At 64.9% G+C, this 22,273-nt stretch carries 22 protein-coding genes; 11 read left to right on the plus strand and 11 right to left on the minus strand.

The window, feature by feature from the left end:
* Positions 1 to 79 precede the first annotated feature (79 nt).
* A complete protein-coding gene (gene coq7, locus NFI08_RS13590; protein WP_286986032.1) occupies positions 80 to 724 on the minus strand; it encodes a 2-polyprenyl-3-methyl-6-methoxy-1,4-benzoquinone monooxygenase in 645 nt (214 codons plus the stop codon).
* Between the two features lie 376 nt (positions 725 to 1,100).
* Positions 1,101 to 1,442, minus strand: coding sequence for a histidine triad nucleotide-binding protein (locus NFI08_RS13595; RefSeq protein WP_045992116.1), 342 nt, complete (start codon positions 1,440 to 1,442; stop codon positions 1,101 to 1,103).
* Positions 1,443 to 1,664: 222 nt separating this feature from the next.
* On the opposite strand from NFI08_RS13595, the gene NFI08_RS13600 reads away from it, so the two are divergent.
* Entirely contained in the window at positions 1,665 to 2,909 is a 1,245-nt protein-coding gene (locus tag NFI08_RS13600; protein WP_045992117.1) for a cation:proton antiporter, read from the plus strand.
* Between the two features lie 49 nt (positions 2,910 to 2,958).
* On the opposite strand, the gene NFI08_RS13605 is transcribed toward NFI08_RS13600, so the two are convergent.
* The gene (locus tag NFI08_RS13605; RefSeq protein ID WP_349589976.1) at positions 2,959 to 4,176 is read right to left on the minus strand and encodes an aminotransferase-like domain-containing protein; all 1,218 of its coding nucleotides are present in this window, start codon (positions 4,174 to 4,176) and stop codon (positions 2,959 to 2,961) included.
* Between the two features lie 54 nt (positions 4,177 to 4,230).
* On the opposite strand from NFI08_RS13605, the gene NFI08_RS13610 reads away from it, so the two are divergent.
* Positions 4,231 to 5,082: a DMT family transporter gene (locus NFI08_RS13610; protein WP_349589979.1), complete on the plus strand. Its 852-nt coding sequence runs from the start codon at positions 4,231 to 4,233 to the stop codon at positions 5,080 to 5,082.
* Between the two features lie 32 nt (positions 5,083 to 5,114).
* Here the strand turns inward: NFI08_RS13610 and NFI08_RS13615 are convergent, their stop codons facing one another.
* The 4 genes from NFI08_RS13615 to phaR all read right to left on the minus strand — a co-directional run bounded on the left by NFI08_RS13615 (position 5,115) and on the right by phaR (position 8,359).
* Positions 5,115 to 5,987: a phosphoribulokinase gene (locus NFI08_RS13615; RefSeq protein WP_045992119.1), complete on the minus strand. Its 873-nt coding sequence runs from the start codon at positions 5,985 to 5,987 to the stop codon at positions 5,115 to 5,117.
* Positions 5,987 to 6,421, minus strand: coding sequence for an acyl-CoA thioesterase (locus NFI08_RS13620; protein ID WP_045992120.1), 435 nt, complete (start codon positions 6,419 to 6,421; stop codon positions 5,987 to 5,989). Before NFI08_RS13620 ends, NFI08_RS13615 begins: the two co-directional genes overlap by 1 nt.
* Positions 6,422 to 6,484: 63 nt before the next feature.
* On the minus strand, positions 6,485 to 7,768 hold the full coding sequence (purD, locus tag NFI08_RS13625; RefSeq protein WP_286986024.1) for a phosphoribosylamine--glycine ligase: 1,284 nt from the start codon (positions 7,766 to 7,768) through the stop codon (positions 6,485 to 6,487).
* Positions 7,769 to 7,870: 102 nt separating this feature from the next.
* Positions 7,871 to 8,359, minus strand: coding sequence for a polyhydroxyalkanoate synthesis repressor PhaR (phaR, locus tag NFI08_RS13630; RefSeq protein ID WP_286986022.1), 489 nt, complete (start codon positions 8,357 to 8,359; stop codon positions 7,871 to 7,873).
* A 119-nt stretch (positions 8,360 to 8,478) separates the two neighbouring features.
* Between phaR and NFI08_RS13635 the strand changes: the two genes are divergently transcribed.
* A complete protein-coding gene (locus NFI08_RS13635) occupies positions 8,479 to 9,192 on the plus strand; it encodes a 16S rRNA (uracil(1498)-N(3))-methyltransferase (protein WP_286986020.1) in 714 nt (237 codons plus the stop codon).
* Positions 9,193 to 9,231: 39 nt separating this feature from the next.
* On the opposite strand, the gene rloA3 is transcribed toward NFI08_RS13635, so the two are convergent.
* The 3 genes from rloA3 to NFI08_RS13650 form a co-directional block, all read right to left on the minus strand.
* Positions 9,232 to 9,810: a retropepsin-like aspartic peptidase RloA3 gene (gene rloA3 / locus NFI08_RS13640; protein ID WP_045992177.1), complete on the minus strand. Its 579-nt coding sequence runs from the start codon at positions 9,808 to 9,810 to the stop codon at positions 9,232 to 9,234.
* A gap of 138 nt (positions 9,811 to 9,948) precedes the next feature.
* On the minus strand, positions 9,949 to 11,247 hold the full coding sequence (locus NFI08_RS13645) for a lytic murein transglycosylase (RefSeq protein ID WP_286986019.1): 1,299 nt from the start codon (positions 11,245 to 11,247) through the stop codon (positions 9,949 to 9,951).
* A 220-nt stretch (positions 11,248 to 11,467) separates the two neighbouring features.
* A complete protein-coding gene (locus NFI08_RS13650; protein ID WP_286986017.1) occupies positions 11,468 to 12,769 on the minus strand; it encodes a DASH family cryptochrome in 1,302 nt (433 codons plus the stop codon).
* A 320-nt stretch (positions 12,770 to 13,089) separates the two neighbouring features.
* Between NFI08_RS13650 and NFI08_RS13655 the strand changes: the two genes are divergently transcribed.
* From NFI08_RS13655 to NFI08_RS13680, 6 genes are read left to right on the plus strand one after another with little or no spacing between them, the layout of a single operon-like run.
* A complete protein-coding gene (locus tag NFI08_RS13655; protein ID WP_045992126.1) occupies positions 13,090 to 15,942 on the plus strand; it encodes a monovalent cation/H+ antiporter subunit A in 2,853 nt (950 codons plus the stop codon).
* Position 15,943: 1 nt separating this feature from the next.
* Positions 15,944 to 16,288, plus strand: coding sequence for a Na+/H+ antiporter subunit C (locus NFI08_RS13660; RefSeq protein WP_045992127.1), 345 nt, complete (start codon positions 15,944 to 15,946; stop codon positions 16,286 to 16,288).
* Positions 16,285 to 17,793, plus strand: coding sequence for a monovalent cation/H+ antiporter subunit D (locus NFI08_RS13665; protein WP_286986090.1), 1,509 nt, complete (start codon positions 16,285 to 16,287; stop codon positions 17,791 to 17,793). The genes NFI08_RS13660 and NFI08_RS13665 overlap by 4 nt, the downstream gene beginning before the upstream one ends.
* Positions 17,790 to 18,290: a Na+/H+ antiporter subunit E gene (locus tag NFI08_RS13670; RefSeq protein ID WP_108448055.1), complete on the plus strand. Its 501-nt coding sequence runs from the start codon at positions 17,790 to 17,792 to the stop codon at positions 18,288 to 18,290. Before NFI08_RS13665 ends, NFI08_RS13670 begins: the two co-directional genes overlap by 4 nt.
* Entirely contained in the window at positions 18,284 to 18,553 is a 270-nt protein-coding gene (locus tag NFI08_RS13675) for a K+/H+ antiporter subunit F (RefSeq protein ID WP_045992130.1), read from the plus strand. The genes NFI08_RS13670 and NFI08_RS13675 overlap by 7 nt, the downstream gene beginning before the upstream one ends.
* 15 nt (positions 18,554 to 18,568) lie before the next feature.
* Positions 18,569 to 18,952 carry a Na+/H+ antiporter subunit G gene (locus tag NFI08_RS13680; protein ID WP_045992131.1) on the plus strand — a complete coding sequence of 128 codons (384 nt, stop codon included), beginning with the start codon at positions 18,569 to 18,571 and terminating at the stop codon, positions 18,950 to 18,952.
* A gap of 91 nt (positions 18,953 to 19,043) precedes the next feature.
* Here the strand turns inward: NFI08_RS13680 and hemH are convergent, their stop codons facing one another.
* Positions 19,044 to 20,114 carry a ferrochelatase gene (gene hemH, locus NFI08_RS13685; protein ID WP_349589990.1) on the minus strand — a complete coding sequence of 357 codons (1,071 nt, stop codon included), beginning with the start codon at positions 20,112 to 20,114 and terminating at the stop codon, positions 19,044 to 19,046.
* A 108-nt stretch (positions 20,115 to 20,222) separates the two neighbouring features.
* Between hemH and NFI08_RS13690 the strand changes: the two genes are divergently transcribed.
* Positions 20,223 to 21,803, plus strand: coding sequence for a cryptochrome/photolyase family protein (locus NFI08_RS13690; protein WP_349589993.1), 1,581 nt, complete (start codon positions 20,223 to 20,225; stop codon positions 21,801 to 21,803).
* On the plus strand, positions 21,800 to 22,180 hold the full coding sequence (locus NFI08_RS13695) for a thiol-disulfide oxidoreductase DCC family protein (protein ID WP_108448052.1): 381 nt from the start codon (positions 21,800 to 21,802) through the stop codon (positions 22,178 to 22,180). Before NFI08_RS13690 ends, NFI08_RS13695 begins: the two co-directional genes overlap by 4 nt.
* Positions 22,181 to 22,273 lie beyond the last annotated feature (93 nt).

Genomic DNA, 22,273 nt, shown 5'->3' on the forward strand with positions numbered 1-22,273 from the left:
AAAGCCCCTGCCGATCGGCAGGGGCTTTTGCGTGAGGGCGAGGCCATCGCAGCATCAGGCGCTGGCCACCGGCACAGGATCAGATGCGGTAGACGCTCTTGGTCATCACCCTGGACATCAGCGTCATGCCGGCCTTGACCGGGCCAGGGAACCTGGCGCCACCAGCCTCCAGCGCCTGCTGGGCGTGGTGGGCCTCGTCGATGGCCATCTGCCTGAGCACCGCCCGGGAGCGCTTGTCCCCTTCGGGCAAGGTCTCGAGGTGCTCGTCCAGATGCTTGCCAACCTGCTCCTCGGTGGCGGCGACAAAGCCCAGGCTGACACGATCGCCAACCGCCCCCGCCAGCGCCCCCATGCCGAAGGACGCCGCATAGAACAGCGGATTGAGTCGACTGGTCGGCGCATTCAACTCCCTGAGCCGGTCCTCGCACCAGGCAAGGTGATCGATCTCTTCCTGGGCGGCTTCCTCCATCTGGCCGCGCACCTCCGGCAATTTGGCGGTCAGGCCCTGGCCCTGGTACAGCGCCTGGGCGCATACCTCGCCGGTGTGGTTGATGCGCATCAGGCCGGCCGCGTGATGGCGCTCATCCGGGCTCATCTCGCCGTCCTGGATCGTATCGACCGCGGGCGTCGGCCGTGATGCCCGCGCCGCCCCCGGCACCAGGGTGCGCAATACATTGTCGAACTGATGGATGGCCCGATCGGCGGGGCTGAGAGAGCGGGACATGGCGCGATCCTTGTACGACTAAGTGAGCCAGCGAACATGGGCGAAACGATGAACGTTCGCATCAAGGGATTATTCTACGCAAGCGTCGGCGGCACTCAAGCGCCGGCTCTTCATGTTGAGGGCGGCGACGCCTCGACGCTCAACACATCGAAAAAACCGATCGGCGCCGGCTTTTCAAATGGGGCACCAGCCCCTCGGCGGCGCCTAGAAACAAAAACCGATCGGCGCCGGTTCTTCATGTTGAGGGCGGCGACGCCTCGACGCTCAACACACACCAAAAGCGATCGGCGCCGCCTGGGGGACACCAGGCGACGCCGGAGAATGCACGGATGCGTCGAGCGCTTGAACTGCCGGAAGAGACTCCGTCGCGCGCCGGCTAGCCAGCCGGCCATGTGAAGCGACGACCGCCCATCACGTGCATGTGAATATGATAGACCGTCTGGCCGCCGTCTTCATTGCAATTCATCACCACCCTGAAGCCGTCTTCGGCAAACCCGAGGTCCTTGGCCAGACGCGAGGCGGTCAGCGGCAGGCGCCCCACCAGTGCCTGGTCTTCCTCGGTGATGTCGTTGAGGGTGGCAATATGCTTCTTGGGGATGACCAGCATATGGGTCGGGGCCTTGGGATCGATATCGTTGAAGGCCAGCACCTGATCGTCCTCGTAGACGATATCGGCGGGAATCTCGCGGTTGATGATCTTGCAGAACAGGCAATCCATGGCAGGCTCCGGGGCACACTGAAAAAACGGTGTCTTCGAGATTACCCGCCAACAGGGCTGCTGTCAGTCCCCTGACTCGCCCGATCACTGACCCAGGCCCCATGAGCAACGTTCCCAAACCGCCAGTTATGCACCTCTGGTCATCGCGCTCGCCTGCCCCCCCAAGCCATTGCGGCTATGGTACAACCGTAGCTCCCATGCATTTTCGGAGTGTCGCCTGCCATGCATCACACCGCCCTGCTGCTGATCCTTCTGATCATCATCGCCTTTGCCCTGCTGTCGCGGCGCATCTCGGCCTCGCTGATCAGTCTGCCCATGGTGTTCATGGCCGCGGGGATGGGGCTGGGCGCGCTGACGCCGGACCTGGTGCCCATGGACATGCAGCAGGAGCTGACCCAGGTGATCGCCGAGATCACCCTGATCATCGTGCTGTTCGCCGATGCCTCGGTGGTCAAGCTGAAGTCTCTGCGCCAGAACCTGGCGATTCCGCTGCGCATGCTGTTGATCGGCATGCCCCTGACGGTCTTGCTGGGCACGCTGATGGCCAAGTGGGTCTCGCCGGAAGCAGCCTGGGGCACCGCCATGCTGGTGGCGGCGATTCTTACCCCGACCGACGCGGCCTTGGGCCAGGCGGTGGTATCGAGCCCCAGCGTGCCGGAACGTATCCGCCAGTCGATCAACGTCGAAAGTGGGCTCAATGATGGTCTGGCTGTACCCGTGATTCTTGCCTCGGCACTGCTGGCGGTGGCGGCCACCGGCACCGAGGTCGCCGACGCCCCGAACAACCTCTGGACCTTCGCCCTGCTGCAACTGACCCTCGGGCCGCTGGTCGGGGTGCTGTTCGGCTGGGGCTTTGCCCGCCTGCTCGACGCCGCCATCGACCGCGGCTACGTCACCGTCATCTATCAGGGCATCCTGTTTCTGGCGCTGGCCTTCCTGATCTATCTGGTCGCCGAAACCGTCGGCGGCAACGGCTTTATCGCGGTGTTCCTCGGCGGCCTGACCTTCGGCAACCAGCTACGCCATGACACCACCTTCATCGAGGAGTTCATGGAGAGCGAGGGCCAGCTCTTGACCATCGCCACCTTCCTGATCTTCGGTGCGGTAATGGTGCCGCTGGCCCTCTCGCATGCGTCCTGGAAGACCGTTGCTCTGGCGCTGATGTACCTGTCGGTGATTCGCATGATTCCGATCTGGATATCGCTCACCGGACTCGGCTTGTCCGCCTATGAAAAGACCTTCCTCGGCTGGTTCGGACCTCGGGGGTTGGCCAGCATCCTGTTCGCACTGCTGATCTACGACCAGTACCCGATCCCCGGCAGCGACGAGATCCTCGCCTGCGTGGTGTTGACGGTCATGATCTCGGTGGTGCTGCACGGCGTCAGCGCCCAGCCCATGGCCCAGCGCTTTGTCGGCTCTGGCGCCGCCAAGGACGCACCCGTCAAGCAGGCGCCTCCTGGCCACTAGAGCCGCCTGCTTGACGGGTGGGCGGGACTGACGTTTCACCACGATAGCGTCAGTCCCGATCCCTGGCCGTCCGTTCCTTGGCCACCCGATCCTTGGCCGCCCGCTCCATGGCCCGGTCCAGCGCCCTGAAGACGTCATCATCCAGCGACTGCGCCACATTGAAGCGCAGGTAGTGACTGTTCGCCGTTTCCGGGCTGAACACCTCCCCAGGCGCCAGTACCAGATCCTCGTCCAACGCCGCTCTGGCCACGTCCTTGGCGCAGAGCCCCGCGGGCAGTCGCGTCCACAGAAAGAGCCCCGCACTGGGCTCCACCCAGGGCTCCAGGCCCGCCGAGCGCAGTCGCGGCATGACCTGTCCCATGGCGTCTGCCAGGCGCGTCCTGAGCACGTTGAGGTGACGTCGATAGGCGCCTTCCCTGACCAGCTGGAACACCAGCTCTGCCGACAGCGCGCTGGCGCCAAAGGAGGTCGCCAGCTTCAGGTCGACCAGCTCCTCGAACCACTCGGGGCGGATGGCGATATAGCCACAGCGCACCGAGGCCGACAGGGTCTTGGAGAAGCTGCCCACCTGGATTACCCGCTCGAGCCCGTCCAGCGCCGCCAGGCGCGGTGACGCCTGGTGCTCGAAGTCGGCGAAGATGTCGTCCTCGATGATCAGCAGGTCGTGACGCTCGGCCAGGCGCAGCACGCGGTGGGCCACCGCCAGTGACAGGCTGGCACCGGTTGGATTATGCAGCCCCGAGTTGGTGATATAGAGCCGCGGACGATGCTGCTCGAGGGCCTCGGCAAGGCGCGATAGGTCCGGCCCCGCAGGGCTGAAGGGCACCCCCACCACCTTGACCCGGTGGGCACGCAGCAGGGCATGAAAGTTGAAATAGCAGGGGTCATCGACCAGCACGCGGTCGCCCCGCTCGAGCAGAAACCGACACAACAGATCGATGGCCTGGGTGCCGGACTCGGTCAGCAGGATCTGGGACGGCGCCGCCTCGACACCCCGCTCGGTGAGGCGATGCGCCAGCACCTGACGCAGTGCGTGCAGGCCCTGGGGCGACGCATAGTCGGTCAGGCTGGCAACAGCGCCGGAACGCCTCGCCAACTGCCTCAGCCCACGGCGAATCTCCTCGTGGGGCATCCACTCTGCCGGCAGCCAGCCACAGCCTGGCCTCAGCCGGTAATGGTCGCTCTCGAGCGCCTGGCGGGTCAGCCACAGCGGGTCCACTTCGCGCTCGAGACGGGGCGCCAGCTCCGCCAGGGACAGCGGCGGCAAGCGATCACCGACGAAAAAGCCGGCGCCGCGACGGGAATGGATGGCGCCCTCGGCATGACCATCTTCAGCGGTTCATTGCCCGCCACCCGGGTGGCGGTGGGGGCCTTCGATCCGCTGTTTCTGACCTTTGCCAGGGCCAGCCTGGCGGGACTGGTGGCGGTGGTATTGCTGGTGCGCCTGAAGGGACGCCGGCCGCGGACCGATGAGCTTGCATCGCTGGGGCTGGTTGCCGCCTGCGTGGTGGTGGGGTTTCCACTGCTGACCGCCATGGCGCTGGAGCACGTCAGCGCAGCGCACTCGCTGGTCTATATCGGCCTGCTGCCGATGGCCACCGCGCTGTTCGGGGTGCTGCGTACCGGCGACAGGCCCCGCCCGGCGTTCTGGGCCTGCTCGTTGAGCGGTGCTGCGCTGGTCGCAGGCTTCGCGCTCGGCCAGCCTGGCAGCGCCTCCTTGACCGGCGATCTGTTGATGCTGGCCGCCGTGACCGTCTGCGGGCTCGGCTACGCCGAGGGCGCGCGACTATCACGACGGCTGCAAGGCTGGCGGGTGATCTGCTGGGCGCTGACCCTGGCCCTGCCGTTGATGCTGCCTCTGGCGGTCGCATCGCAACCGCCGTCCCTGCAGGGTATCGGCAGCGCCGCCTGGTGGTCGCTGGGCTATGTATCGCTGTTCAGCATGCTGATTGGCTTCATCTTCTGGTATCGCGGCCTGTCGCTCGGTGGGGTGGCCGCGGTGGGTCAGCTACAGTTGCTGCAGCCGTTTCTCGGGCTTGGCCTGGCGGCCTGGTGGCTGAACGAGTCGATCAGCGTGGCGATGCTCGCCACCTGTGCCGCGGTCTTGGTGTGCGTCGCCGGCGCAAAACGCTTCGCCACACCAGCTCCGGTGCCGTCGATCCCGACTCGCTAGTCAGACGAAGCCGGCATCAACGGCGCGGCGGCTCAACGAAAACGTCGTTGGGCCAGCAGATGACGCACCAGCGGACCGAGGATCAGCTCCATCGCCAAGGATAGACGAGAGCCGGGCACCACCAGGGTGTGGGGGCGACTCATGAAGGCGTCCTGAATCATCGCCAGCAGGTAGGGAAAATCCACGGTGGACGGATCGCGGAACCGGATCACCACGAAGGACTCGGCATCGGTGGGAATATCCTGGACCTCGAAGGGGTTCGAGGTATCGACCGTGGGCACCCGCTGAAAGTTGATGTGGGTACGCGAGAACTGCGGCAGGATGTAGCGCACGTAGTCATCCATGCGCCCCAGGATGGTGTCGATGACCGCTTCCTGGGTGTAGCCGCGGGCATGCATGTCGCGGTCGATCTTCTGGATCCATTCGAGGTTCATGGTCGGGGCGACGCCCACCAGCAGATCGACGTGGCGGGCGATGTCCACCTCACTGGTGACCAGCCCACCGTGCAGACCCTCGTAGAACAGCAGGTCGGTACCGGTGGGCAGCGGCTGCCATTCGGTGAAAGTGCCGACCTGGTAGCCGGCCTCGATCATCTTCTTGTCTTCGGCGTGGATATAGTGCCGGAAGGTCCCGGCGCCGCTGTCACCGTACTCCTGGAACAAGGTCTCCAGGCGATCGAGCAGGTTGGCCTCCACCGCAAAGTGGGACAGCTCATCCTTGCGCTCGGGCTCCTCGCGAAAGATCCGCGCCATCTCCTGGCGGGTGTAGCGATGGAAGGCGTCACCATCGACGAAGGCGGCATGGACGTCTTCCCGGGCGAACATGCGCTCGAAGGTACGCTTGACCGTAGTGGTGCCGGCACCGGACGAACCGGTGACCGCGATGACTGGATACTCCCTCGACATCAGCCAGCCCTCGCCAGGGCGTCACGTACCGCTTCGGGCACCGCCACCGCACGCCCTGCCTGGGGGTCGACCACCATCAGGTTGAGCCTGGCGGTCGCCACTATCCGCTGATCGCTGTCGCGACGCATGCGATGGTAGACCGTGATGGCCTTGCGCGCCGGTTCGGGGATGGCGGTCTCGACCGTCAGGGCGTCCGGCCAACGAGACTCGGCCTGATACTGCACCGCCAGGTCGGCGGCGACACTGGGATAGCCTCCCATGTCACCTTCGTGAAGCCCGAGATGGGCCAGGGCGGCCGCCCTGGCCTCGTGCAACAGCGAAATCACGGCGTCATGGCCCAGATGATGCCCGTAGTTCATGTCGGTCACGCGCACCGTCAAACCATGACGGTGGACGATCGCCTGCTCGGGAAACTCCAGTTTGACGCGTTCCATGCTCGCTCCTTGCTGATTATTGTTGGTCAGTACCATGGGGCAAGCCAGACCGGTACCCGACGATCAGGACTGCCGGGCCATGGCACGGTGGGCGATGTCCGAACGCCAGAAGGCGCCTTCGAAACTCACCGTCTTGACCCCGCGGTAGGCCAGCTCCCGAGCCTCGCCAAGATCCTGACCGAGGGCGGTCACGCACAACACTCGTCCGCCGGAGGTGACCACCTGGCCATCCTTTTCCGCGGTGCCGGCGTGGAAGACCTTGACGCCCAGGGCCTCGGCACTGTCGCCTCCGCTGATCACGTCGCCCTTGCGGTAGCTGCCGGGATAGCCTTCGGCGGCCATCACCACACCGATGGCCGGACGCGGATCCCAGCGGCAATCGTGACCGGACAGGCGACCCTCGGCGCCGGCCAGACACAGCTCGGCCAGATCGCTCTGCAGACGCATCATGATCGGCTGGGTCTCGGGGTCGCCGAAGCGGCAGTTGTACTCGATCACCTTGGGTTCACCCGCGTCGGTGATCATCAGCCCGGCGTAGAGGAAGCCGGTATAGGGATGCCCTTCGTCGGCCATGCCACGCACCGTGGGGCGAATCACCTCGTCCATGATGCGCTGGTAGACGCTGTCGGTGACCACCGGTGCCGGCGAATAGGCGCCCATGCCGCCGGTGTTGGGGCCGGTGTCGCCCTCGCCCACCCGCTTGTGGTCCTGGCTGGTGGCCATGGGCACGATGGACTCGCCATCCACCATGACGATAAAGCTGGCTTCCTCACCTTCGAGGAATTCCTCGATCACGACACGAGCACCGGCATCACCGAAGGCGTTGTCTTCGAGCATGTCGCGAACCGCCGCCTCGGCCTCGGCCTCGGTCATGGCCACGATGACGCCCTTGCCCGCCGCCAGGCCGTCGGCCTTGATGACGATGGGAGCGCCCTTGTCCCGCAGATAGGCCAGCGCCGGTTCCACGGCGGTGAAGGTGCTGTAGTCAGCGGTGGGAATGGCGTGGCGAGCCAGAAAGTCCTTGGTAAAGGACTTGGATCCCTCGAGTTGGGCAGCGCCCTGGGTCGGGCCGAAGATCGCGAGCCCGGCGTCACGAAAACGATCCACCACTCCCTCGACCAGCGGCGCCTCGGGGCCCACGATGGTCAGGCCGACGCTCTCGCGCCGGGCAAAGTCCACCAGCCCGTCGAGGTCGGATACCGCGATATCGACGTTGGTCAGTCCCGTCTCTCGTGCGGTGCCGGCATTGCCTGGCGCCACGAAGACCGAGGAGACGCTGGACGACTGGGCGACCTTCCAGGCCAGGGCATGTTCGCGGCCACCGCCGCCGATGATCAGGACCTTCATCCGCTCAACTACCTTTCGAGTACCAAATGAGGCGGCATTATGGCAGAAAAAGCCCGCACTCGCCCTCCTGGCCTCAGTCCATCAGAGCCGGGCGTGGGAGGGTCAGGAGGAACGCTCGTCGTCATCCTTGGTGGACCCGCCCTGGCTGGTTCCGCCCTGGCTGGTTCCGCCCTGGCTGATGGTGTTCTGCCAGAAACGCATGTTTTCCTCGGCCAGCTCGCGCATCAGCTCCATCGGCGAATGCCGCATGGCTTGCTGCCACTGATCCTGCATCTTCTTCTGCTGCTCCATCATCAGCCGGGTGCCTTGCTCCAGGTAGCGCGCCAGGGGCAGCGGCTGAGACATGGCGTACACCCGAATCAGCTGTTGCAGCAAGTCATTGGAGAACACCTCGGCGTCGCTGTCGGCCTGCTCCTGCTCGATGATGATCGACAGCAGAATGGTACGCGTCAGGTCCTCGCCACTCTTGGCATCTTCCACACGGAAAGGCACTTCCTCGAGAATCAGGCTTCGTAGATCCTCGAGCGTTACATAGCGGCTCTGTTCGGTATCATAGAGCCGGCGATTGGCATACTTGCGAATCACGCGCACGGCGCTGCTCCTTTGTTCGTGGGAAGCTCCGGGACTGCAGCTGCAGATCCTCGGCTTCGTTCGCATCCATTTTGCACCGCGACACGGCCCTTGCAAGACAAACCGGTATTCGAGGTTCCATGAATCTGATACTTCTCACCCGGAACGACGTCGATGACGCCGGGTTGGCACGGGTCCGCGACCCCCGGCGCCTGGCCCACCTGCGCCAGGTCCACCGCGCGCGACAGGGCGACGTGATGACCCTGGGGCTGGAGAACGGCCCGCTGGGCCGCGGTCAGCTCGTGTCGCTGACCGACGATGAGGCCTGCTTCGACGTTTCCGGGCTCGATCAGCCACCGCCCGCGGCGCTGCCGGTGCACCTGGTGCTGGCGCTGCCTCGCCCACGCATGCTGGCAAGAAGCATAGAGCATGCCACCGCGCTGGGGGTGAAGCGCATCACGTTGCTGCATAGCCGCAGGGTGGAGAAGAGCTACTGGCAATCCCCCGAGCTCGATCCTGCCAAGATCCACCAGCACCTGGTGCTTGGCCTGGAGCAGGCCCGCGATACCACGCTGCCGGTGGTGGACACGGCGCGGGGCTTTCGGCCCTTCGTCGAGGACCGTCTGCCGTCCCTGCTGGAAGGACGGCGGGGCCTGTTGGCGCACCCCGGGATGGCGAATGCCTGCCCTCGAGGCCTGACCGAGCCCGTGACCCTGCTGGTCGGCCCCGAGGGCGGCTTCATCGAATGGGAGGTGGAACAGATGCTGGCGGCAGGCTGCGAGGGCATCCACCTGGGCGAGCGCATCCTGCGGGTGGAAACCGCGGTGACCGCGCTACTGTCCAGGCTCTTCTAGGCCAACCCTGTAGACCACACCAGCGGTGCCATCGACGTATCAGCTCTCGCTGTCCTCGTCATCGGCACCGTCATCCTTGTTGGTGCCGTACTCGCCCTCTCCCTCATGCTCGATGACCGGAGAGTTCTCGTCGCAGCTCGGCTCGATCATGAAGGTCTCGCGCACGTCCAGCAGCCCGAGCTCACCGATGGTACGGCGCCCCAGCAGCATCGGGTAGTTCATCTCTTCCCGGTTGCGCAGGCTGAACTGCTCCTCGTGGATGGTGTCCCCCATGCACACCTCCATCAACACTACCAGGCGCTCATCGCGACCGCCGGCCCCGCGCACCGTCATGTCGCGATAGAGCGGGCGTTCGAGCTGCTTCTTGAAGGTCTCGCCGGTCTCCTCGTCCTCGAGTTCGAGGGCGAAACGCACCCAGGGTTCGCCTTCCTTGTCGAAGCGCTCGATATCCCGGGCATCCAGCGAAGACGTCAGCGCGCCGCTGTCCAGCTTTGCCTTCACTTCGACGTCCCAGGGCTCCAGGGTCGCCATCTCGACCCAGCCAAAGACGTCAGGGCCGTCATCGGCCAGGGCGCCGCCGGCCGGTGCCATGCAAAGGGGAAGCGCCGCCAGCGCCATCAGTCGGGCGGGGCCCGACAGCCATCGATTCCAGAGAGTCATCGTGCCATTTCCATGTGGAGGGCGTCCCGCCGGACGCCGATACGTCAGGCCCCTGAGTCAGGGGCCGCCTTGATGTTTTCAGGGCTGATTGATCGCTCAGTGGCTCAGGCGTTCGAGCAGGTTGAGCGTGGCGAAGCCGTCGGGCACCAGCCCCTGGTCGCGCTGCCAGGCGCGCAGCCCTGCCCGGGTATTGGGACCCATGATGCCGTCCGGGGTTCCCACCTCGTAGCCAAGCGCCTGAAGCCGCGACTGCAGCGTCTTCACCTGAGTACGAGAGAGCGGTTGCTCGTCACGCGGCCAGCCACCCTCGATGCCGGCGCGCCCGGCGATACGGTCGCTCAGCGAGGCCACCGCCAGGGCGTAGCTGGTGGCGTTGTTGTAGCGCAGGATGGCGCGGAAGTTCGGTCCCACCAGGAAGGCAGGACCACGCGCGCCGGCCGGAGTGATCACCGACGCCTCATCGAAGGCCGGCAGATCGCCACCGCCCAGCGGGCTCACACCCAGGCCGGCCCAGGCCGAAGCGCTCTTGCGGGTATCGAGCTCGGTCTGGGCGTAGTCGAACCCGGACGGCAGTTGCACCTCGACACCCCAGGGCTCGCCCTGACGCCAACCGGCACGGTCCAGGTAGTTGGCGGTGGACGCCATGACGTCGGGGATACTCGCCCAGATATCACGGCGACCGTCGCCGTCTCCATCCTTGGCGTAGGCCACGAAACTGGAAGGAATGAACTGGGTGTGGCCCATCGCCCCCGCCCAGGAACCCTTCATGCGCTGCGGCGTGATATCGCCGGCGTCGATGATCTCGAGCGCTGCCATCAGTTCACCGCGTGCAAAGTCTCGGCGCCGACCGTCATAGGCCAGGGTCGCCAGTGCCTCCAGGGTCGAGAAGTCACCGAAGTTCTGGCCGTAGTTGCTCTCGATACCCCAGATGGCGGTAAGGACCTCGGCGGGCACACCGTAGTCGGCCTCGGCGCGGTCGGCCGCGGAGCGATTGGCGGCGAGCTTGTCACGACCCTGGGTCACCCTGGCGTTGGAGACCGCGGTATCCAGGTATTGCCAGATCGGGCGCACGAACTCCGGCTGGGAGCCGTCGAGTTCGATCACCCGGGGACGGTAGCGCAGGCCATCCAGCGCGCGCGCCAGGGTCGCTTCGCTGATGCCTTCTGCACGCGCCTGATCACGAAAGCCGGCCAGCCACTGATCGAAGCTCTGGGGCTCGGCTGCAGCGGCGGCAGGGGCCGCCTGCCCAGACGCTTCGCCACTGGCGCTGGCGGTGACGCTTGCACCAGCACTGGCATTGGTAGCCGCCGCGGCATCGCCGGAGGGGGCGGCGGAGGTACTCTGGCAACCGGCCAGGGTCACCACAAGAAGGGCGGGTAACAGTCGAGTCAGCATGATGAAGCAATCCTTGGCGATCAATATGCGGGCATGATGACCCAGGACCCGCTGTCATACCAGCCAGTCAGGACACCAGAGCATCGCAAGAAGTGGCACCACTACCACCAAGGTGAGAGCCACCCACAGGGGCAAGAGACCTCATACGGGAGATCGAATGTCGTGGTGAACAGGACATCGCTCGTCCTTCCATACACCGGTGCCTCAATGCCCCAGTGCCTCAATGCCCCAGTGCCTCGTAGGAAGACGGCAGCAAGCTCACCTCCTTCCAGTGGCGGACATAGCGTTCATCGGGGTCGTAGCGCCGGGTCTGTTCGTCGATATCGAAGATCCTGGGCTTGGCGTTGCGGCCCGCACCTGCGATGTACTTCCAATTGCCCCAGTTGCTGGCGACGTCATGGTCGATCAGGCAGCGTTCGAACCAGGCGGCGCCGTGGCGCCAGTCCTCCCCGAGATCGTGCACCAGGTAGCTGGCGACGAGCTGACGCGCTCGATTGGAGAGCCAGCCGCTGACCGTCAACTCACGCATGGCTGCATCGATCAGCGGCTGCCCGGTAGCGCCCAGGCGCCAGCACTCGAATGCCTGCCCCGGCGATGATGGGGGATCGCCGAACAGCGCTTTGCCTTCCTGGCGTGCCGCCCAGTGGAAGTACTCGCGCCATAACAGCTCGTGATAGAAGTGGCGAGATGATGCGTTGGCGCCCCGCCGGTCTTCCCATTCTCGCAGTGCTTCGAGGACCTGGGTCGCCGACACACAGCCAAGCGCCAGCCAGGGCGATAGACGGGACGAAAAGCCAGCGCCGATCAAACCATTGCGCGTCTGCTGATAGGTCGCCAGCAAATCGGACTCCCACACGACGTCGTCGAGACGCTGCCAGGCGGGCGCTTCACCGCCGACAAAGGCAAGCCCGGCGCTGTCGGGCGCGTCGTTCAAGGCGTCCGCTTCGCCTGACAATCGCTGCAACGAGGGCAGTCCGCGCGGCGCTCGCTCCGGCCACGCCGGCTGCGTCGCCGGGGCCGGACGGCTGTGACTTCGAGGAGACGCCTCGCCGAGACGACGCCGGAAAGCCGACCAGCTTGCCGGTACCTCATCCAACGTCATCGGCAACGTCTGCGACGTCCACAGCGTGCCCGTACCACGACGCTCCAGTCGACACTGCCTTGGCAGGCAGCGTGCCAGTCGCTCAAGCTGGTCGTCCCCGCCTGCTGCCTCGCTGACCACCACCCGTGTCACCTGATACTGCTCGGCCATCCGGGCGACCAGAGATACCGGCTCGTCCACCGCCACCAGCAGGTCGCTACCCTTCTTCAACAGCGCCCCACGCAACTCCTTGAGACACTGCCACAGAAAGCGCAGCCGACGAGCGCCGATACCGGCCACGCCGTCTGCCGATGTGCCATCAAGCAGTGCCTCGTCGATCACGAACACCACCAGGCGCTCGCTGACCGAGGGCGCGACGTCCAGCAAGGGGTTGTCGGCCAGCCGCAGTTCCCCACGCAACCACACCAGCTCTGTTTCCATGTCACGCTCCCGACAGGCCTGAGGATTCGCGGCACGCGCCCCGTGGGCACAGATCGTGCGCTACCGACGGAGGCATTGCCCTACTGCATAGCGATAATATATAGGCCTTGTACACCACATGTACAACTTTTAGAGCGCCGACGACTATCACGTTGAATCCGCACGGGGCAGCGATCCGTCCATCTTTCGGGTAAAGTGGGTCGGCGCTTCAGGGTGAGCTGATCAACACCCCTGGCGGTAGGCCAAGGCATTGTGAGGGCTCGTGTTTTCAGACCATCGCGGCGCTCACCACGTTCAAGGACAGGCAGGATGACCGACAGATGACTTTGCTATGGATTCCCTTGCTCCCCCTTCTCGGTGTGCTGGTCCCCGCATTGACCGGATCTAGAGGCCGCCCTCTTTGCACCCTTGCCACGGCGGTCCTTCCCGCCATAGCCCTGGCCATGACCCTGGCCCAGCTACCCGCCCTGGGTGCCGGGGATATCCCTCGGGTCTCCCTGAGCTGGGTGCCCCAACTGGGGCTGGACCTGGCCTTTCGCCTCGATGGCCTGTCACTGCTGTTCAATGTGCTGATCCTGGGCATCGGCCTGCTGATCATCCTGTACGCCCACTACTATCTGGACGCCAGCGAGAACTACGCCCGCTTCTACGCCTACCTGATCCTGTTCATGGCCTCCATGGTGGGCATCGCCATGGCCGACAACCTGCTGGTGCTGTGGTTCTTCTGGGAGTTGACCAGCCTGTCATCCTTCCTGCTGATCGGTTTCTGGTCACACCGCTCGGAGGCGCGCAAGGGCGCGCGCATGGCGATGACGGTCACCGGCGCCGGTGGCCTCGCCCTGCTGGCGGGCTTTCTGCTGCTGGGCGATATCGTCGGCAGTCTCGACATGCAGGTGGTGCTGGAAAGCGGCGAGACGATCCTGGCCGACCCGCGCTACCCGCTGATGCTGGTCCTGGTGCTGCTCGGCGCCTTCGCCAAGTCCGCCCAGTTCCCGTTCCACTTCTGGCTTCCCCATGCCATGGCGGCACCGACTCCGGTGTCTGCGTACCTGCACTCCGCCACCATGGTCAAGGCGGGGATCTTCCTGATGGCGCGCCTGCATCCCGCCATCGCCGGCAGCGAGCTGTGGTCGGCCATCGTGACCGTGATCGGTATCGTCACCATGGTGTATGCCGCCTGGTTTGCTCTGATCAAGGCGGATCTCAAGGGTATCCTGGCGTTCTCCACCGTCAGCCATCTGGGCCTGATCACCGTACTGCTGGGCATCGGCAGTCCCATGGCGGTGCTGGCGGCGCTGTTTCATATCCTCAACCACGCCACCTTCAAGGCCGCACTGTTCATGTGTTCGGGGATCATCGACCATGAGGCCGGCACCCGCGACCTGGCCCGGCTGGGCAAACTGGCCAAGGCGATGCCGGTCACCTGCGTGGTGATGAGCATCACCGGCGCCGCCATGGCGGGCGTGCCGCTGTTCAATGGCTTCATCTCCAAGGAAATGTTCTTCACCGAGGCCCTCGAGACCCACGCCTTCGGCGGCCTCAGCCTGGTGCTGCCGGTACTGGCCACCATTGGCGGCGTGCTGTCGGTGGCCTACTCCGCGCGGCTGGTCCACGCGGTGTTCTTCTCCCCTCCGCGCCACGCGCCGCCCAAGACGCCGCACGAGCCGCCCCATCTGATGCGGGCTCCGGCGGAGCTGTTGGCGGTGCTGTGTATCCTGGTCGGCCTGTTCCCGGCGCTGATGGCCACCTGGCTGATGGCGCCTGCGGTCGAGGCGGTGCTGCTCGAGCCGCTGGAGTTCCACCTGGCCCTGTGGCACGGCTTCAACCTGCCGCTGGCGATGAGCGCCGTGGCCCTGGTCGCCGGCGTCATCACCTATATCCTGCATCGCAAGATTCGCCAGTTCGTGCGGGACTTCCCGCCGCGTGATGCCAGCCGTATCTTCGAGGGTGTCATCCAGTGCATCGGCGATCGCGCCGAGCGCATCACCGAATGCGTCGACAACGCCTCGCTGCAGCGCTTCATGACCCTGCTGCTGACCGCCTCCCTGGTGGTCGGCGCCATCGGTCTGGCCCAGATGGATACCCTGACCGGGGCCAAGGGCAACCAACCGGTGGACGGCGTGCTGCTGGTCGGCGCCCTGCTGCTGGTGTTCACCGGCATTGGCACCGCCATTACTCATCGCCATCGTCTGATCTCGCTGCTGATGCTGTCGGTGGTGGGCCTGCTGGTATCGCTGACCTTTGCCCGCTTCTCGGCACCGGACCTGGCGTTGACCCAGCTATCGGTCGAGGTGGTCACCATGATCCTGCTGATGCTGGCGCTGTTCTTCCTGCCCCAGAAGACCCCTCGGGAATCCACCCCGGCGCGGGCGCTGCGCGACCTGGTGCTGTGTACCGGTCTGGGCGGGGTGATCGCCGGACTCAACTACACCGTGCTGACCCGCGACACCGAAAGCATCTCGGACTTCTTCCTCGACAACAGCGTGCCCGGTGGCGGCGGCCACAATGTGGTCAATGTCATCCTGGTCGACTTCCGTGGCTTCGACACCCTGGGCGAGATCACGGTGCTGGCGATCGCCGGTCTCGCCATCTTCAAGCTGCTCAACCGTCTGCGCCTGTTCATGCCTCACAGCGACAGCGAGGGGCGCATCTGGGCGCCGGATCGCTACCCGATGATTCTGACCACCATCTCCCAGACGGTACTGCCGCTGGCACTGCTGGTGTCGGTGTTCATCTTCCTGCGCGGCCACAACCAGCCCGGTGGCGGCTTTATCGCCGGCCTGATCACCGCGGTGGGATTGATCCTGGTGTACATGGCCCGGGGCGTTGCCTGGACCCAGAAGCGTCTCGACTTCCCCTACCAGCCGGTGGCGATCCTCGGCGTCGGTGTCGCCGCCCTGACCGGCTTCGGCAGCTGGCTGTTCGGCGCACCCTTCCTGACCTCGTCTTTCGGCCATTTCCATATCCCGCTGATCGGCGATATCGAACTGGCCACCGCGATGCTGTTCGATCTCGGTGTCTATCTGGCGGTGGTCGGTGCGACCCTGATGATCCTGGCCAACCTGGGCAAGGTGACCACCCCCCACCGTCCGGCCAAGGAAGACCATGACGCGACGGAACGCGGCCTGCACCGCACCGACGACCCCACCCCCGACGGCAAGGAGACCGTGTGACATGGAAATGCTCTATGCCATAACGACCGGCGTGCTCGCCGCCAGTGGCCTGTATCTGATGCTGCGCGGCCGAACCTTCCCAGTGGTGGTCGGTCTGACGCTGCTCTCCTACGCCACCAACCTCTTTCTGTTCTCCATGGGCGGACTGACCACCGGTGGTTCCGCCATCATCGACGGCAAGAGCGACTACAGCGATCCGCTGCCCCAGGCGCTGGTGCTGACCGCCATCGTCATTGGCTTCGCCATGACCGCCTTCGCGGTGATCCTGGCGATGCGTGCACGGGGCGACATGGGCAATGACCACGTGGACGGGCGCAAGGCCGAGGACAAGGAGGAGCGACGCTGATGTCCCACCTGATCGTGATGCCCATCGTGCTGCCGCTGGCAGCAGCGGTGGCGCTGCTGCTGACCCGGTTCGGCAATGCCACGCTCAAGCGTGGTCTCGGCCTTGCCACCACCCTGGCGCTACTGGTGATCAGCGTGATGCTGCTGCGCCAGGCGGCCAGCGGCGAGATCCAGTACTACGCCCTGGGCAACTGGCAGCCGCCCTTCGGCATCATCATGGTGCTGGACCGGCTATCGGCGCTGATGCTGTTCGTGACCTCGATGCTGGCGGTTGGTGCGGTGCTGTTCGCCTGCGGCGGCGACGACGAGAAGGGCAGCAACTTCCACGGCCTGTTCCAGCTGCAGCTGATGGGAATCAACGGCGCCTTCCTGACCGGCGACCTGTTCAACCTGTTCGTGTTCTTCGAGGTGCTGCTGCTGGCCTCCTACGCCCTGCTGGTCCACGGTGGTGGCAAGGTGCGCATCCAGTCGGCGGTCCACTACGCCATCCTCAACCTGGCCGGATCGGCGCTGTTCCTGTTCGCCGTGGGTCTGCTGTACGGGGCCACCGGCACCCTCAACATGGCGGACATGGCCCAGGCGGTGAGTCAGCTGCCGGGAGAGCGTCAGGGCATGGTCGTCGCCGGCGCTCTGCTGCTGCTGGTGGTATTTGGCCTCAAGGCGGCGGTACTGCCACTGTATTTCTGGCTCCCGCGCGCCTACGCCAGCGCGCCGCCGCCGGTGGCCGCCCTGTTTGCGGTGATGACCAAGATCGGCGTCTACGCCATCCTGCGGGTCTACTGGCTGATCTTCGGCGACCAGGCAGGCCCCCTGGAGGCGCTTGAGCAGAGCTGGGTGTGGTGGCTTTCGCTCGGCACCCTGGCGATTGCCGGTGTCGGCGTGCTGGCCGCCCGCGACCTGCGTCTGCTGGTGGCCTATCTGGTACTGGTGTCGGTGGGCACCCTGCTCGCCGGCGTCGGCATGCGCTCCCCCGAGGCGGTGTCGGGCCTCCTGTTCTATCTGGTGCACACCACCCTGGTCACCGGCGGGCTGTTCCTGCTGGCGGACATGATCGGCGTCCAGCGTGGCAAGGCCGGTACCCGCCTGGTGCGCGGCCGGATACCGCGCAACGCCACGGCGCTGGGCCTGATGTTCCTGATCGGGTCCATGGCGGTGGCAGGCCTGCCCCCGCTGTCCGGGGCGCTGGGCAAGGTCATGCTGATGAACGCCGGCGACAGCGCCCAACGTCTCTGGTTCTGGCCTCTGCTGCTGGCCACCGGCCTGTGCGCCATTGTGGCGCTGTCGCGGGCAGGGTCCACCCTGTTCTGGCGCAGCCAGGCCAGCGATGACGGCGATTCGCTGTCCCCCTGGCAGTGGGCGGGCACCGGCTGGCTGCTGGCATCGTCGCCGTTGCTGGTGATCCTGGCCGGCCCCCTGGCCGGCTACACCGAGGCCACGGCAGAACAGTTGAGCGACCCGCAACCGATGATTCAGGCCGTTCTGATCGATCAGGGAGACGCCCAATGAACCGACGCACTCGCTCACTACTGCCGACACCGCTGCTCAGCCTGCTGCTGCTGGTCGTGTGGCTGTTGCTGGTCAACACGGTCTCGGTCGGTCACCTGCTGCTTGGCGGCTTTCTGGCCGTGCTCATCCCCTGGCTGACCTACCCCTTCTGGGACATGCAGCCCGGTGTAAAGAAGCCCTGGAAACTGGTGCGCTTCTTCTTCCGGGTGATCGGTGACATCGTGGTGGCCAACATGCAGGTGGCCTGGATCATCATCAATCCCTGGCGCCGCACTCGGCCCCACTTCGTCGAGTATCCGCTGATGCTCGAGGAGCGATTCACCATCACCCTGCTGGCCAGCACCATCACCCTGACCCCAGGAACGGTGTCGGCCAACCTGCGCATGGACGGCAAGACGCTGCTGATCCACGCTCTGGACGTGCGTGATGAACAGACCCTGATCCGGACCATCCGCGAACGCTACGAGCAGCCGCTGAAGGAGATCTTCGAATGCTAGACACCGCCTTGACCATCAGTTTGGCGCTGGTCTGCCTGGCGCTGCTGCTGAACCTGTTTCGCCTGACCGTGGGCCCGGACATGCCCGACAGGATCCTGGCGCTGGATACCATGTACGTGAACTCCATCGCCCTGATCATCCTGATGGGAGTGTGGCTCAACTCCAAGACCTACTTCGAAGCCGCGCTGCTGATCGCGCTGCTCGGCTTCATCAGCACCATTGCCGTCTGCAAGTATCTGCTGCGCGGCGATATCATCGAGTAACTTCGGGAGAATTCCATGTTCTACGTCATTCTCGAGGGGCTGATCTCGGTGCTGCTGATCGCCGGCGGGCTGTTTGCCTTCATCGGCTCGCTGGGCATGGCCCACCTGCGGGACTTCTACATGCGTCTGCACGGCCCGACCAAGGCCACCACCCTGGGCATGGGCTGCATCCTGTCCGGCTCCATGGTGTACTTCAGCGCCACCCAGGAAGGCACCCACCTGCAGGAGATGCTGATCACCCTGTTCCTGTTCATCACCGCCCCGGTAAGCGCCCACATGCTGGCCAAGACTGGCCTGCACCAGCGCCTCAAGTATCTGGACAAGACCCGCGGCAAGCCGCTCGAATTCCGTGAGGAGGAGGTTGGGGATAAGCCGGTGCCCCACCCCGACCGAGACTAAAAGCCTAGCTTCATGCAAGCTGGATACGAAACGGGCAGCCCATGGGCTGCCCGTTCTGTGTCTGGCTATCGTGGCGCGTAAGGCCGAGCGATCAGATCCAGCCGCCCAGTTCGCGCTTGACGATATTGGCCAGCACCGCGATATGGTCGTCGCGATCGTTGAGACACGGAATGTAGATGAAGTGCTCGCCGCCGGCCTCCATGAAGGCGTCGCGGATCTCTTCCTCGATCTCTTCCAGGGTCTCCACGCAGTCAGCGCTGAAGGCGGGGGACAGTACGGCGATACTCTTGTGCCCCTGACGCGCCAGCTCCGCCACCTTGTCGACGGTGGCGGGGCCCACCCATTCTTCAGGCCCGAACTTGGACTGGAAGGCGGTGACCACTTCGTCCTCGGCGTGCCCCAGCCGTTCGCGCAGCAGCCGCGTGGTCTTCCTGCACTGACAGTAGTAGGGGTCGCCTTCCTCCAGAAAGCGCTTGGGTACGCCGTGATAGGACGCCACCACCACCGAAGGCTGGTGCGTCTCGTTCTCCAGGCGTTCGCTGACCGAGGCGGCCAGGGCCTCGATGTAGCCCGGCTCGTCGAAGTAGGCCGGCACCGTTCGCACCGATGGCTGCCACTTGCGCTTCATCAGCTGACGGAAGAACTGATCGCAGGCGGTGGCGGTGGTGGGTGAGCCGTACTGGGGGTACAGCGGGAAGAACAGGATACGCCGACATCCCTTCTCCTCCAGCTCCTTGAGCGCCTTGTCGGTGGAAGGATTGCCGTAGCGCATGCCGAAGCTGACCTCGATCGAGTCCCCCAGCTCAGCGCGCAGCCGCGTCGACAGCTTCTCGCTCTGGCTTCTGGTGATGGTCAGCAATGGACTCTCGTCCTTGTCGGTGTTCCAGATGCTGCGATAGGCCGCCCCGGAGGCAAATGGCCGGCGACTCAGGATGATCAACTGCAGCAGCGGCTGCCAGAGCCAGCGCGGATAGTCGACCACCCGCTGGTCCGACAGAAATTCGCTGAGATAGCGGCGCATGGACCAGTAGTCGGTATCGTCCGGCGTACCCAGGTTGGCGACCAGCACGCCGATCTTTTCACGTGCGACGGCGGGGTGGTCGACCGGCGCCTGCTCCGGGCGATGGGCCTCCACCACTGAGGGGGGAACGGACTGATCCATGAAGGTGACTTCCTCTTGGTAGCGAATGCACAAAGCCTATCACCGGTGGGTATCAGGCTCGAATGAAGTGTTACTATGAAGAGGATTTGTACAATCTTTGGTGAACCCATGTCCAGATCCTTGATCTTGATCACCGGCGACCAGTTGAGCCTGGACCTCGGACTCTTGCAGACCGCTGGCGACAACGACGTCGTCGCGCTGTGCGAGGTCGCCGAGGAAGGCCGCTACGTGCCGCATCACCCTCAGAAGATCGCCATGATGCTGTCGGCCATGCGCCACTTCGCCGCCACGCTTCGCGACAAGGGCTATCGCGTCCACTACAGCGCCCTCGATGATCCGGACAACGCCCATGGCCTGCTGGCGGAGGCGGAACGCCTCGCGCAAGCCTACGACTGTTCGCGGGTTGTCACCACAAGGCCCGGCGAATGGCGCCTGCTGGATGCCATGGAGCGCCGCCAGGGCGGGATACCCTGGCAATGGGTCGAGGACGACCGCTTCTACTGCACGCCTGGTGAATTCGGCGACTGGTTGTCCCATCGCCGGCAGCCTCGCATGGAGTGCTTCTATCGACTGATGCGTCGCCGCACCGGCCTGCTGATGGAGGGCGATGAACCCATGGGCGGCCAGTGGAACTTCGACAAGGACAACCGACGGCCCCTGCCCCAGCACTACACGCTGCCCAAGCCTCCCCGCCACACCGTCGACGACATGACCCGTGAGGTGCTGACACTGGTGGAGGAACACTTCGATGAACACTTCGGTCGTCTGGATGGCTTCCACTGGCCGGTCACCCGACGCCAGGCGCTGGTCGATCTCAGACACTTCATCGATCACCTGCTGCCGAGCTTCGGTGACGTCCAGGACGCCATCAGCGACAGCGATCCCTTTCTCTTCCACTCGCGCCTGTCCGCTCCCATGAACCTTGGCCTGCTCAGCCCGAGAGAAGTCTGCGAGGCCGCCGAAACCGCTTATCTCGAGGGGCATGCACCGATCAATGCGGTGGAAGGTTTTATCCGCCAGATCCTCGGCTGGCGAGAGTACGTCAGGGGCATCTACTGGACCCGTATGCCGGACTACAAGGGCTATAACGCCTTGCAGGCCCGCAGGGGTCTACCCCACTTCTACTGGAGCGGTGACACCGACATGCGCTGTCTATCCCGCGCGATTGGCATGACCCGGGACAACGCCTACGCGCACCATATCCAGCGTCTGATGGTGACCGGCAACTTTGCTCTGCTGTGCGACGTCAGCCCCGAGGCCCTGTGCGACTGGTACCTGGCGGTCTACGCCGACGCCTGCGAATGGGTCGAATTGCCCAATACGCTTGGCATGGTGTTGCACGCCGACGGTGGACTGATGGGCTCGAAGCCCTACTGTGCGTCAGGCAAGTACATCGATCGGATGTCGGACCATTGCCGCCACTGTCGCTATGACGTGAAAAAGACCCTGGGCGAAGACGCCTGTCCCTTCAACAGCCTCTACTGGGACTTTCTCGAACGTCACGCCGACACCCTGGCGAGCAATCCTCGCATGAAGCTGATCTATGGCTCGCTGCGCCGCATGAGCGATGACAAGCGCAGCGCCATGCGCCGCCAGGCCACGTCCTTTCTCGACAACCTGGCATGCGAACCGAGCTACGGTCAGGGTCCCCACCGCGACGGCTATCGACCTCAGGGAGCGAATCCATGAATCGGTTCGAGACACTCGCCACACCGCTTGCGCTGTTTCATGATGGTCAGTGCCCACTATGCCGCAAGGAGATCGCCTGGCTGAGGCGGCATCCGCGCAGCCGGCTGATCCACTTTATCGATATCCGCGACGACGATTTTTGCGCCGAGGCCTGGGGCCAGCGCTTCGATGACATGCTGGGCAAGCTGCACCTGCGCGACGCCACAGGTCGCTGGTTCATCGGCATGGATGCCACTCGCGCATTGTACGCGACGCTGGGTCATCGCCGTTGGGTGCAGCTAAGCAGCGTACCCGGTTTGCGTGGACTGCTGGACATCGGCTATCTGGGCTTCGCCCGACTGCGCCCCTGGCTAACAGGGCATCAAAGGAAGCGATAAGGCAGGTCGACACCGCCAAGGGCCCTGGCAGCTTGCGCCAGGGACTTGTGCGGTGAACGTGGGTACATCAGTGGCAAGGCAGAGACGGCGAGA

Source organism: Halomonas sp. EF61 (assembly GCF_040147045.1).
Classification (GTDB): domain Bacteria; phylum Pseudomonadota; class Gammaproteobacteria; order Pseudomonadales; family Halomonadaceae; genus Halomonas; species Halomonas litopenaei.